General features: G+C 61.4%; 13 protein-coding genes. 9 read left to right on the top strand and 4 right to left on the bottom strand.

Annotated features, from left to right (window positions below; translation table 11 throughout):
* Nucleotides 1-22: 22 nt before the first annotated feature.
* From AO268_RS11875 to AO268_RS11860, 4 genes are all read right to left on the bottom strand, one after another.
* Nucleotides 23-211, bottom strand: a complete 189-nt coding sequence (locus tag AO268_RS11875; protein ID WP_099168800.1) for a hypothetical protein — start codon at nucleotides 209-211, stop codon at nucleotides 23-25.
* 156 nt (nucleotides 212-367) lie between these two features.
* Entirely contained in the window at nucleotides 368-964 is a 597-nt protein-coding gene (locus tag AO268_RS11870) for a superoxide dismutase (RefSeq protein WP_003212997.1), read from the bottom strand.
* Nucleotides 965-1142: 178 nt separating this feature from the next.
* Complete coding sequence (locus tag AO268_RS11865) at nucleotides 1143-1742, bottom strand: LysE/ArgO family amino acid transporter (protein ID WP_076962964.1); 600 nt, start codon at nucleotides 1740-1742, stop codon at nucleotides 1143-1145.
* Nucleotides 1743-1747: 5 nt separating this feature from the next.
* Complete coding sequence (locus AO268_RS11860) at nucleotides 1748-2146, bottom strand: ACT domain-containing protein (protein WP_099168799.1); 399 nt, start codon at nucleotides 2144-2146, stop codon at nucleotides 1748-1750.
* A gap of 102 nt (nucleotides 2147-2248) precedes the next feature.
* Here AO268_RS11860 and AO268_RS11855 point away from each other — a divergent pair, with 102 nt between their 5' ends.
* The 9 genes from AO268_RS11855 (at nucleotide 2249) to AO268_RS11815 (ending at nucleotide 12536) form a co-directional block, all read left to right on the top strand.
* The gene (locus AO268_RS11855; protein WP_076962962.1) at nucleotides 2249-3142 is read left to right on the top strand and encodes a LysR family transcriptional regulator ArgP; all 894 of its coding nucleotides are present in this window, start codon (nucleotides 2249-2251) and stop codon (nucleotides 3140-3142) included.
* Nucleotides 3143-3194: 52 nt separating this feature from the next.
* On the top strand, nucleotides 3195-4193 hold the full coding sequence (locus AO268_RS11850) for an NAD-dependent epimerase/dehydratase family protein (protein WP_099168798.1): 999 nt from the start codon (nucleotides 3195-3197) through the stop codon (nucleotides 4191-4193).
* Between the two features lie 111 nt (nucleotides 4194-4304).
* Nucleotides 4305-5147, top strand: a complete 843-nt coding sequence (locus AO268_RS11845) for an ATPase (protein ID WP_099168797.1) — start codon at nucleotides 4305-4307, stop codon at nucleotides 5145-5147.
* A gap of 141 nt (nucleotides 5148-5288) precedes the next feature.
* On the top strand, nucleotides 5289-6548 hold the full coding sequence (locus AO268_RS11840) for a D-mannose isomerase (protein ID WP_099168796.1): 1260 nt from the start codon (nucleotides 5289-5291) through the stop codon (nucleotides 6546-6548).
* Between the two features lie 105 nt (nucleotides 6549-6653).
* Nucleotides 6654-7940, top strand: coding sequence for an ABC transporter substrate-binding protein (locus tag AO268_RS11835; RefSeq protein ID WP_099168795.1), 1287 nt, complete (start codon nucleotides 6654-6656; stop codon nucleotides 7938-7940).
* Nucleotides 7941-8109: 169 nt separating this feature from the next.
* On the top strand, nucleotides 8110-9018 hold the full coding sequence (locus AO268_RS11830; RefSeq protein ID WP_099168794.1) for a carbohydrate ABC transporter permease: 909 nt from the start codon (nucleotides 8110-8112) through the stop codon (nucleotides 9016-9018).
* Entirely contained in the window at nucleotides 9011-9853 is an 843-nt protein-coding gene (locus AO268_RS11825; protein ID WP_076962956.1) for a carbohydrate ABC transporter permease, read from the top strand. Before AO268_RS11830 ends, AO268_RS11825 begins: the two co-directional genes overlap by 8 nt.
* Nucleotides 9854-9855: 2 nt before the next feature.
* Complete coding sequence (locus AO268_RS11820; RefSeq protein WP_076962955.1) at nucleotides 9856-11013, top strand: ABC transporter ATP-binding protein; 1158 nt, start codon at nucleotides 9856-9858, stop codon at nucleotides 11011-11013.
* Between the two features lie 176 nt (nucleotides 11014-11189).
* Nucleotides 11190-12536 carry a carbohydrate porin gene (locus AO268_RS11815; RefSeq protein ID WP_099168793.1) on the top strand — a complete coding sequence of 449 codons (1347 nt, stop codon included), beginning with the start codon at nucleotides 11190-11192 and terminating at the stop codon, nucleotides 12534-12536.
* The last annotated feature ends 6 nt before the right edge of the window (nucleotides 12537-12542 follow it).

The raw sequence follows: 12542 nt of genomic DNA, 5'->3' as shown, positions 1-12542 counted from the left end.
TCGCAAGAGCACATCGATGGCCTTAAGGGGGCGGGTAGGTAATCTGCATATCGATTTTGGCGTGTACATCTTCGGCTATTTTGCCGGGTTCTTTCTCCTCGTTTTCACCTGACTTGCCCTTTATTGCCTTCCCCAGCACTCCCGCCAAGGCACCCACAAGCTCTCCGATCCCTGACATGGCTCCCTTGGCGAGTTCCATTATTCCAAGCATGGTTCATACTCCTAAAATAGATGAGGGAGTTATTTCTCTCACCGGTTCAGTGGTCAATTCCTGTCGGTGAGTTCCACGGGTGTTGGGGTGAGGTGGTTTCAATCTGGCACAAAAGAGCCCGGCAAACGCCGGGCTCTTTTTTACTACAAGGGTTACTTACGCAGTGAAGGTCTTGCCTTCAAACTGCTCGGCAACGAACTTCCAGTTGACCAGGTTCCAGAACGCTTCCACATACTTTGGACGCACGTTGCGGTAGTCGATGTAGTAGGCGTGTTCCCAGACGTCGCAGGTCAGCAGCGGGGTGTCGCCGCTGGTCAGCGGGTTGCCGGCGCCGATGGTGCTGGCCAGGGCCAGGGAACCGTCAGCCTTTTTCACCAGCCAGCCCCAACCGGAACCGAAGGTACCGACGGAAGTCTTGGTGAACTCTTCCTTGAACTTGTCGAACGAACCGAACGCGGCATTGATGGCTTCAGCCAGTGCGCCAGTCGGTTGACCGCCGGCGTTTGGCGCCAGGCAGTTCCAGTAGAAGGTGTGGTTCCAGACCTGGGCGGCGTTGTTGAAGATGCCACCCGAAGAGGACTTGACGATCTCTTCCAGGGTCTTGCCCTCGAACTCGGTGCCAGGCACCAGGTTGTTCAGGTTCACGACATAGGTGTTGTGGTGCTTGTCGTGGTGATATTCCAAGGTTTCCTTGGAAATGTGCGGCTGCAGGGCATCGTGTGCATACGGCAGCGGCGGCAATTCGAAAGCCATGATAATTCTCCTAATCAGGTCAGTTGCGGTGAGCGCAAGGCCGATCACGGGCGGCCAAACAAGCGCCGGGGAGTTTGTACTCTTTGCGGCGCAGGGTCTGGATCATAGCACCGGGGGTGCGGCAAAACCACGCAACAACTGTGTGGAATAGAGGTTCCAGAGCGTTTTGGAATAATCCTCAGGCGCTGATCAGTTGATAGGCCACGCTGAACATCATCACCGCCACCAGCAGGTCCAGCAGGCGCCAGGTGGCTGGGCGCGCCAGCCACGGGGCCAGCCATGCCGCGCCCAGGGCCAGGGCGGAAAACCACAGCAACGAAGCGCTGGCGGCGCCTGCCACATAGGCCCCCGGTTCGGTTTGCTGGGCGCCCAGGGAGCCGATTAGCAAGACGGTGTCCAGGTACACGTGGGGGTTGAGCAGGGTCACGGCCAGGGCGCTGAGCATCACCGCGCGTAAGGAACGGACCTTTTGCCCTGCGCCTTGGCCCAGGCTTTGCCGCGAACAGGCCCGGCGCAGGGCCAGGGCGCCGTACCACAGCAGGAACGCCGCCCCGCCCCAACGTGCAATCGCCAGCAGCACAGGGTTATGCGCCAGCACCGTCGCCAGGCCAAACACCCCGGCGGCCACCAGCAGCGCATCGCACACCACGCACAGGGCCGCCACCGGCAGGTGATGTTCGCGGCGCAAGCTCTGTGCCAATACAAATGCGTTTTGCGTACCGATGGCCATGATCAGCCCCAGGGCCACCAGCAGGCCGTTTACATAACTCTGCCACATAGGATTTACTCCGCGCCCGCTGCCAGTTGTTGCAACACGTGCATTGCACGCTGCGCATCGTTACGGCCGACAAACAGGTGGTCGTGGTAGTAGCCGGCGACCACATTGCAACTGATCCCGGCACGCCCCAGGGCGCTGGCGAAGGCGGCGGTCAGGCCCACCGCTTCCAGGGCCGAATGCACATTCAAGGTGATCCACGCCGCCACATACTCGAAGGTCAGGCCGGCCTGTTCGGCCTGTTGGCGCTCGACAATCACCGTCAGCCCTTCCTGTTCGCGAAAACTGCCGATCACCTCGCAATCGGGCAGGCGGTTGTCGGCCAGGGTGCAGAACACATAGTCGCCGGTATTGAGCTGTGGGCTCATGCTGCGCAGCAGGGTTGCCAGGGCGGTTTCGCCAGCCATTGGGGGATCCTTGAAAGAAGAGAGGCGCGGGATGCTGGTCATTCTCCGGTTTGGCGCTGTATAAGAAAAACCAATATTGCTCATCGCTCATTAGGAAAACTGATGTTCGACTATAAATTGCTCTCTGCCCTGGCGGCGGTGGTGGAACAGGCCGGTTTCGAGCGCGGCGCCCAGGTGCTGGGGGTGTCGCAATCGGCCATCTCCCAGCGCATCAAGTTGCTTGAAGCGCGCATCGGCCAGCCGGTACTGGTACGCGCGACGCCGCCGACCCCCACGGAAATCGGCCGGCGCCTGCTCAACCATGTGCAACAGGTGCGCCTGCTGGAGCGCGATCTGCAAAGCCAGGTGCCAGCCCTGGATGAAGAGGGCATGCCTGAACGCCTGCGGATTGCCATCAACGCCGACAGCCTGGCGACGTGGTGGGCGCAGGCGGTGGGCGACTTTTGCGCCGAGCAACATTTGTTGCTGGACCTGGTGGTTGAAGACCAGACCGTCGGCCTCAAGCGCATGCGCGCCGGCGAAGTGGCGGCCTGCGTCTGCGCCAGCGAGCGCCCGGTGGCCGGGGCCCGCAGCCTGTTGCTGGGGGCCATGCGCTATCGGGCGCTGGCCAGCCCGGCGTTTATCGCCCGGCACTTTCCCGGCGGGGTGCGTGCCGATCAACTGGCACGGACCCCGGCGCTGGTATTTGGCCCGGATGATTTTTTGCAACATCGTTACCTCGCGTCGCTGGGTGTGGACGGCGGTTTCGAGCACCATTTATGCCCGTCTTCCGAAGGTTTTATCCGCCTGACCGAGGCCGGCCTGGGGTGGGGGTTGGTGCCGGAGTTGCAGGTGCGTGAGCAATTGCAACGGGGCGTGCTGGTGGAGTTATTGCCAGATAAACCCATTGATGTGCCGTTGTACTGGCATCATTGGCGCAGTGGTGGGCAATTGCTCGGTTTGCTGACCGAGCATCTGGCACGGGCAACCGGCCAATGGCTGGTGCCGTTGGAGTGACTGTCGGCGTCAACGCAACTGCGATGAAAAATGAAAGAACACGGGGTAACACATGAAAATTCTGGTCACCGGCGCAAGCGGCTTTATTGGCGGGCGCTTTGCGCGTTTCGCCCTGGAGCAGGGCCTGGACGTGCGGGTCAACGGGCGGCGGGCCGAGGGCGTCGAGCACCTGGTACGGCGTGGCGCTGAATTTATCCAGGGTGACTTGAATGACCCAGACCTGGTGCGCGACCTGTGCCGCGACGTCGAAGCCGTGGTCCATTGTGCCGGCGCCGTAGGGATGTGGGGGCGTTACCAGGACTTCTACCAGGGCAATGTGCAGGTCACCGAAAACGTGGTCGAAGCCTGCCTCAAGCAACGGGTCGGGCGCCTGGTGCACTTGTCGTCACCGTCGATCTATTTCGATGGCCGCGATCACCTGGGGCTGACCGAAGAGCAAGTGCCCAAGCGTTTCAAGCACCCCTATGCGGCCACCAAGTACCTGGCTGAGCAAAAAGTTTTCGGCGCCCAGGAGTTCGGCCTTGAAGTGCTGGCCCTGCGCCCGCGCTTTGTCACCGGTGCCGGGGATATGAGCATCTTCCCGCGCCTGTTGAACATGCAGCGCAAGAAGCGCCTGGCCATCGTCGGCGATGGCCTGAACAAGGTCGATTTCACCAGCGTGCACAACCTCAACGAGGCCCTGCTCAGCAGCCTGCTGGCCACCGGCTCGGCGCTGGGCAAGGCCTATAACATCAGTAACGGCACGCCGGTGCCAGTGTGGGACGTGGTCAACTACGTGATGCGCCAGATGGAAATGCCCCAGGTCACGCGTTACCGTTCCTACGGTTTGTCCTACAGCATCGCGGCACTCAATGAAGCCTGTTGCGCGATGTGGCCGGGGCGCCCGGAACCGTCGCTGTCACGCCTGGGGATGCAGGTGATGAACAAGGACTTCACCCTGGATATCAGCCGCGCACGGCACTACCTCGACTACCAGCCCAAGGTCAGCCTGTGGACGGCCCTCGATGAGTTTTGCCATTGGTGGAAAGCCCAGGCGCCGGGCGCCCAGTAGCGTCGGTAACACCGGGACGCGATTTTTCGATTGCAGGTCGACCAAGGCTACGGGCCAGAGGTTTATACTCCCGCAGCTTGGCTTTTTATGTGGCTATTTCAAGGTTGATTCATGCGTAACGACAGTAAAGACGACTTCGACAATGTACCGAGCCTGCGGGCCGACGTTGGCGACGACGATGATTTTGTGCCGACAGCGGCCACGTCCATACGCTCGCGCCCGGCGCCGGTGGTCAAGGTCAAGAGTGCCAGTACCGGGCCGTTGTGGGCCCTGGTCGGCGCGCTGCTGTTTGCCTTCGTGGGGCTGGCATGGTGGAGTTTCCAGCAGATCTCCCTGATGGGGCAGCAACTGGTGGCGACCCAGGAAAGCTTTGCGCGCATCAGCGAGGAGGCCGCCGGCCGCTTGCAGGACATTTCCGGCAAGGTGGTGGCCAGTGAGGCCAACGTCAATACCGGCAGTGAAGCGCTGAAGCTGCAGATCAAGCAGCTGGAAAGCCAATTGCTGGAGCAGGGCAAGCAGCAATTGGGCGTGGCGGGCCAGGCCACCGACCTGGACAAGCGCCTGGCGCAGATGAGTGCCAGTACCACGGACCTGACCACCGCCAATACCCGGTTGCAGGCCCAGGTGCAAACGTTGGCCACCGAACTGACGGCCCTCAAGGCCGCGCAGGCCGAAGCCGCCAAGTTGAATGCCGACGTCAAGGAGCTGGGCACGGAGGTGGCCGCCTTGAAGAAGCAGGGCAATCCGGCCACGGCCATTGCCCGCCTGGAGCAGGACTTGCTGGTGATCAAGAGCGAGCTGGACAACCGCACCGCCACCGAAGGGCCGTCGAATAAAGAGTTCGACGTGTTCCGCATCCAGACCACCCGCAACATCACGACCTTGCAGACCCAGATGCAGAACCTGCAACGGGAAGTGAGCGCGCCGGCCAGGGTCGCGCCCCTGGGCCAGTAACCCCATTGTGATGGTCGGCGCCGGCAAACCGGCGCCGACAAATGTCACAACATGGTGACATTTCCTCGCCCTTTCGTTACCTGCCCGTTCCCGGCCCTTGTTTAGACTGCGGTCATCCCACTAAAACAAAAAGGGCCCCCCATGACCATGCAACCACTGCCTGCCAGCAGTTGGCTGAACGCACCTGCCCATCATGCCTGGCTCGCCGCCGAAGGCCAGCGCCTGCTGGGCTTTGCCAAGGCCTCCCGGCTGCCTGAAGGCTTCGGCAACCTCGACGACCAGGGCTACCTGCCCAGCGATACCCACGCCGAAACCATGAACACCGCGCGCATGACCCACAGCTTCGCCATGGCCCACGCCCAAGGCCTGCCGGGGTATGCCGGGCTCGTCGAGCACGGTGTGGCCAGCCTCAGTGGCCCGCTGCGCGACGCCGAGCATGGCGGTTGGTTTGCCGCCCCTGGTGCGCGTGACGGCAACACGGGCAAGGCCGCCTACCTGCATGCCTTTGTCGCCCTGGCCGCCAGTTCGGCGGTGGTGGTGGGGGCCCCTGGGGCACAAGCCTTGCTGGCGGACGCCATCCAGATCATCGACCAGTATTTCTGGAGCGAGGAGGAGGGTGCCATGCTTGAATCCTTCGCCCGGGACTGGAGCGGCGAAGAAGCCTATCGCGGTGCCAACAGCAACATGCACGCCACCGAGGCTTTTCTCGCCCTGGCCGATGTCACCGGTGACACACGCTGGCTGGGCCGGGCGCTGCGCATTGTCGAACGGGTGATCCATCAGCACGCCGGCGCCAATGAATTTATGGTGATCGAGCATTTCGACCGCTACTGGCAGCCCGTGCACCGTTACAACGAAGACAACCCGGCCGATGGCTTTCGCCCCTATGGCATCACCCCGGGCCACGGTTTTGAATGGGCGCGCCTGGTGCTGCACCTTGAAGCCGCGCGCCAACAGGCGGGGCTCATCACCCCCGAGTGGTTGCTGGAGGCGGCCCGGGGGTTGTTCGCCAGTGCCTGCGAATACGGCTGGTCGGTGGATGGCGCGCCTGGCCTGGTCTACACCCTGGACTGGCACTACCGCCCGGTGGTGCGCGAGCGCCTGCACTGGACCCACGCCGAAGCCAGCGCCGCCGCCCAGGCCCTGCTCAAACGCACCGGCGAGTGGCATTACGAACTCTGGTACCGGCGCTTCTGGGAGTTCTGCGAAACCCGCTTCATTGATCGGGTCCAGGGCAGTTGGCACCACGAACTCGACCCGCAGAACGAGCCCGCTAGCAGAATCTGGGGTGGCAAGCCGGACCTGTACCATGCCTGGCAGGCGGTATTGCTGCCGGGCCTGCCGTTATCGCCAAGCATGGCCAGTGCGCTGGGGGCCGGTTGTTATGTCACCAAATGGTGACATTTACCCATCCCTTTGTTACGTGCCTGGCAAAAATCCCTGTTTAGAATCCTATGCAGCGCAAGCGCCAGACTTGCATGCATAACAACAAGAAAAGGTACTCAGATGAACGCGATTAATCGCCTCGCCGTCGCTATTTCCATGGCCTCGTTGTTTCCCCTCAGTGCATTTGCCGCCGACTCCAAAGGGACGGTTGAAGTGGTGCATTGGTGGACCTCGGGCGGTGAGAAGGCGGCGGTGGATGTCCTGAAGGCCCAAGTTGAGCAAGACGGCTTCACCTGGAAAGACGGGGCCGTCGCCGGTGGCGGTGGCGCCACGGCCATGACCGTGCTGAAAAGCCGCGCGGTCGCCGGCAACCCGCCAGGCGTTGCCCAGATCAAGGGCCCCGACATCCAGGAATGGGCGTCCACCGGGCTGCTCGACACCGACGTCCTGAAAGACGTGGCCAAGGCTGAAAAGTGGGACGAGCTGCTCGACAAGAAAGTCTCCGACACGGTGAAGTACGAAGGTGATTACGTCGCCGTGCCGGTGAACATCCACCGCGTCAACTGGCTGTGGATCAACCCGCAAGTGTTCAAGAAAGCCGGCATCAGCAAAAATCCTACGACCCTTGAAGAATTCTATGCCGCCGGTGACAAGCTCAAGGCCGCCGGCTTCATTGCGCTCGCCCACGGTGGCCAGCCTTGGCAGGACAGCACGGTGTTTGAAGCCGTGGTGCTCTCGGTCATGGGCGTGGACGGTTACAAAAAAGCCCTGGTCGACCTCGACAACGCGGCCCTGACCGGCCCGCAGATGGTCAAGGCGCTGACCGAGCTGAAAAAGGTCGCGACCTATATGGATGTCGACGGCAAGGGCCAGGACTGGAACCTGGAAGCCGCCAAAGTCATCAACGGCAAGGCCGGCATGCAGATCATGGGTGACTGGGCCAAGTCCGAGTGGACTGCCGCCAAGAAAGTCGCCGGCAAGGACTACGAGTGCGTCGCCTTCCCGGGCACCGACAAGGCTTTCACCTACAACATCGACTCCCTGGCGGTGTTCAAGCAGAAAAATGCCGGCACCTCGGCCGGTCAGCAGGACATCGCCAAGGTGGTGTTGGGCGAGAACTTCCAAAAGGTCTTCAGCATCAACAAAGGCTCGATCCCGGTACGCAACGACATGCTGGCCGACATGGGCAAGTACGGTTTCGACGCCTGTGCCCAGACGGCGGCCAAGGATTTCCTCGCGGATGCCAAGTCCGGTGGCCTGCAGCCGAGCATGGCGCACAACATGGCGACCACGCTGGCGGTACAGGGCGCGTTCTTTGATGTGGTGACCAACTTCATCAACGACCCGAAAGCCGACCCGGCCGACACCGCCAAGAAGCTTGGCGCAGCGGTCAAGTCTGCCAAGTAACCCCTGGGGGGAATCGGTTTCAGTGTGGGAGCGGGCTTGCCCGCGATGCAGGCGCCTCGGTGTAGCAGTGACACCCAGGTGATGCCATCGCAGGTAAGCCAGCTCCCACCTAAAGCCGGCCCCCACAAGGTTATCCGTTAGCCCCTTACTCCCTGCCCTGGATTTTCCCATGAGTTCTGTTGCTGTGTTCAGCAAGGTCTCGCCGTTCGATGCATTGCAGCGCTGGCTCCCCAAACTGGTGCTGGCGCCGAGCATGTTCATCGTCCTGGTGGGCTTCTATGGCTACATCCTGTGGACGTTCGTGCTGTCGTTCACCAACTCCACCTTCCTGCCCACCTACAAATGGGTAGGCCTGGCGCAATACGCGCGGTTGTTCGATAACGATCGCTGGTGGGTGGCGAGCAAAAACCTGGCGCTGTTCGGCGGCATGTTTATTGGCATCACCCTGGTGATCGGTGTGCTGCTGGCGGTTTTCCTCGACCAGCGCATCCGTCGCGAAGGCTTTATCCGCACCATCTACCTGTACCCGATGGCGCTCTCGATGATCGTCACCGGTACCGCCTGGAAATGGCTGCTCAACCCCGGCATGGGCCTGGACAAACTGCTGCGCGACTGGGGCTGGGAAGGCTTTCGCCTGGACTGGCTGATCGACCCGGACCGCGTGGTGTATTGCCTGGTGATCGCGGCGGTATGGCAAGCCTCGGGCTTTATCATGGCGATGTTCCTCGCCGGCCTGCGTGGGGTTGATCAGTCGATCATCCGGGCCGCGCAGATCGACGGCGCGAGCCTGCCGCGCATCTACTGGAGCGTGGTGCTGCCCAGCCTGCGCCCGGTGTTCTTCAGCGCGGTGATGATCCTCGCGCACATCGCCATCAAGAGCTTTGACCTGGTGGCGGCAATGACGGCCGGTGGCCCTGGCTACTCGTCCGACCTGCCGGCGATGTTCATGTATTCCTTCACCTTCAGTCGCGGCCAGATGGGCATGGGCTCGGCCAGTGCGATCCTGATGCTCGGCGCGATCCTCGCAATCATCGTGCCTTACCTGTACTCCGAGCTGAGGACCAAGCGCCATGACTAGTCTCGCCAAACCTGCCATCAGCTTCAGCCGCCTGGCGATCCATGGGGTGCTGATCCTGGCCGTGGTGCTGTACCTGGTGCCGCTGGTGGTGATGCTGCTGACCAGCTTCAAGACCCCGGAAGATATCAGCACCGGCAACCTGCTGAGCTGGCCGACGGTGATCACCGGGATCGGCTGGGTTAAGGCCTGGGCCACGGTCAACGGGTACTTCTGGAACTCGTTCATGATCACCATCCCGGCGGTGCTGATCTCCACCACCATCGGCGCATTGAATGGCTACGTGCTGTCGATGTGGCGTTTTCGCGGTTCGCAGTTGTTCTTCGGCCTGTTGCTGTTCGGCTGCTTCCTGCCGTTCCAGACCGTGTTGCTGCCGGCCTCGTTCACCCTCGGCAAAATGGGCCTGGCCAGCACCACCACCGGCCTGGTGTTTGTGCATGTGGTCTACGGCCTGGCGTTCACCACGCTGTTCTTCCGTAACTACTACGTGAGCATTCCCGATGCGCTGGTCAAGGCGGCACGCCTGGATGGTGCAGGATTCTTCACCATCTTCCGTCGGATCATCCTGCCGATGTCCACGCCGATCATCATGGTCTGCCTGATCTGGCAGTTCACCCAGATCTGGAACGACTTCCTGTTTGGCGTGGTGTTCTCCAGTGGTGATTCGCAGCCCATCACGGTGGCGCTGAACAACCTGGTCAACACCAGCACCGGGGCCAAGGAATATAACGTGGATATGGCGGCGGCGATGATCGCCGGGCTGCCGACCCTGCTGGTCTATGTGGTCGCAGGCAAGTATTTCGTGCGCGGCCTCACGGCCGGCGCGGTCAAGGGGTAATCATGGCTACGCTCGAACTTCGCAACGTGAACAAGACCTATGGTGCCGGCCTGCCGGACACCCTGAAGAACATCGAACTGTCGATCCAGGATGGCGAGTTCCTGATTCTTGTCGGGCCTTCGGGCTGCGGCAAATCGACCTTGATGAACTGTATCGCCGGCCTGGAAAACATCAGCGGCGGCGCGATCATGATCGGTGACCAGGACGTCAGCGGCATGAGCCCCAAGGACCGGGACATCGCCATGGTGTTTCAGTCCTACGCGCTGTACCCAACCATGAGCGTGCGCGAGAACATCGAATTCGGCCTGAAAATCCGCAAGATGAGCCAGGCGGCCATCGACGAGGAAGTGGCGCGGGTGGCCAAGCTGTTGCAGATCGAACACCTGCTCAACCGCAAGCCGGGCCAGCTCTCCGGTGGCCAGCAACAGCGCGTGGCCATGGGCCGGGCGCTGGCGCGGCGGCCGAAGATCTACTTGTTCGACGAACCGCTGTCCAACCTCGACGCCAAGCTGCGGGTCGAGATGCGCACCGAAATGAAACTGATGCACCAGCGCCTGAAAACCACCACGGTCTACGTGACCCACGACCAGATCGAAGCCATGACCCTGGGCGACAAAGTGGCAGTGATGAAGGACGGCATCATCCAGCAGTTCGGCACGCCGAAAGAGATCTACAACGATCCGGCCAACCTGTTCGTGGCGAGCTTTATCGGCTCGCCGCCGATGAACTTCATCCCCTTGCGCCTGCAACGCCAGGAGGGCCGCCTGCTGGCCCTGCTCGACAGCGGCCAGGCGCGTTGCGAATTGCCATTGGGCATGAGCGACGCCGGCCTGGAAGACCGCGACGTGATCCTTGGCCTGCGCCCGGAGCAGATTGTCCTGGCCAGCCCCGAGGGCAATGGCCTGCCGAGCATTCGCGCCGAAGTCCAGGTAACCGAGCCCACGGGCCCGGACACCCTGGTGTTTGTCCAGCTCAATGACACCAAGGTCTGCTGCCGCCTGGCCCCGGACGTGGCGCCGCAAGTGGGCGAGAGCCTGACCTTGCAGTTCGATCCGGCCAAGGTGCTGCTGTTCGACGCCAAGACCGGCGAACGCCTGGGCACCGCCGCGTCAGTGCCAGTGCAACACGCCGACAACGTCACCCAATTCAAAGGCCGCTGAAAATCAAAATGTGGGAGCGGGCTTGCCCGCGATACAGGCGACGCGGTCTACCAGGCACACCGCAGTGAGGCTATCGCGAACAAGCCCGCTCCCACATTCGATGTTGGTGTTTCGCAACTAGATGTAAACCGCGTTAGATAAAAACAGTTAATAACAATAAAGACGAGGATGTAGGGATGAAAAAGCAACACAACAACACTCGCTTGATCTGCCAGTTGTCAGCAGTGGCAGCGCTGGTTTTGTCTGCCAATGCGATGGCGGACGAAGCCTTCAGTGCCGATTCCAAGTGGATGACCGGCGACTGGGGCGGCGAGCGGACCAAGCTGATCGAGCAGGGTATCGACATCAAGGCCGACTACGTGGGGGAAGCGGGTTACAACGCCCGTGGCGGCTACAACGATGACAAGACCGGGCGTTACGCCGACCAGTTCGGTCTGGGCGTTGCGCTGGACCTGCAAAAGCTCTGGGGCTGGGACAACACCCAGGCCAAGATCCAGATGACCAGCCGTAATGGCCGCAACATTTCCAATGACCGTATCGGCGACCCGCGTGCTGGCACCCTGAGTTCGTCTCAGGAAGTGTACGGCCGTGGCCATATGGTGCGCCTGACCCAGTTCTGGATCCAGCACCAGATGTTCGACAACAAGCTGGATGTGAAACTCGGTTACTTCGGTGAAGGCGAAGACTTCAACACCTTCCCGTGCGACTTCCAGAACCTGTCGTTCTGTGGCTCCCAGGTGGGTAACTACGTCAACACCTGGTACAACTGGCCGGTCAGCCAGGCCGCGATCCGCGTGAAGTACCACATCACACCGGAACTGTATGCGCAGATCGGCGCGTACAACCAGAACCCCTCGCAGCTGGAGCACGGCAACGGCTTCAAGCTCAGCGGCAGTGGCACCAAGGGCACCGTGATCCCGGTGGAGTTGGTCTGGTCGCCGAAGGTCAATAACCTGCCGGGCGAATACCGTGTGGGCTACTACAAGAGCGCAGCCGATGCTCCCGATGTGCGTGAAGACGTCAACGGCAATGACGCGGCCACCACTGGCGCCGACTACCGTACCCGCAGCAGCAAGAAGGGCTACTGGTTCGTTGCCCAGCAACAACTCACCACCCATAACGGCGACGCTTCCCGTGGCCTGAACATTGCCGCCAATGCCACGTTCCACGACAAAGAGACCAACACCGTCGATAACTACCAGTCGATCATGTTGGTGTACAAAGGCCCATTCAACGCGCGTCCAAAAGATGACGTGGGCATTGGTGCCGCTCGCCTGCACGTCAACGAAGACGTGAAGAAAAACGCCGAGCTGCGCAACATTGCCAATGGCGTGAGCGACTACGACAACGCGTTGTTCTCGCCGATCCGCGAAACCGAGTACAACTTTGAAATCAACTACGGCTTCCACGTCACCAACTGGTTGACCGTGCGTCCCAACCTGCAATACGTCGTGCAACCGGGCGGCGTGGATAAAGTCGATAACGCGCTGGTGGCCGGCCTGAAAATTCAGTCGGTGTTCTAAGGCTGT

The sequence above is a fragment of the Pseudomonas sp. ICMP 8385 genome (genome assembly GCF_002699915.1).
In the GTDB taxonomy this organism is placed as follows: domain Bacteria; phylum Pseudomonadota; class Gammaproteobacteria; order Pseudomonadales; family Pseudomonadaceae; genus Aquipseudomonas; species Aquipseudomonas gessardii.
This window is presented reverse-complemented; position numbering and strand designations above follow the sequence as displayed.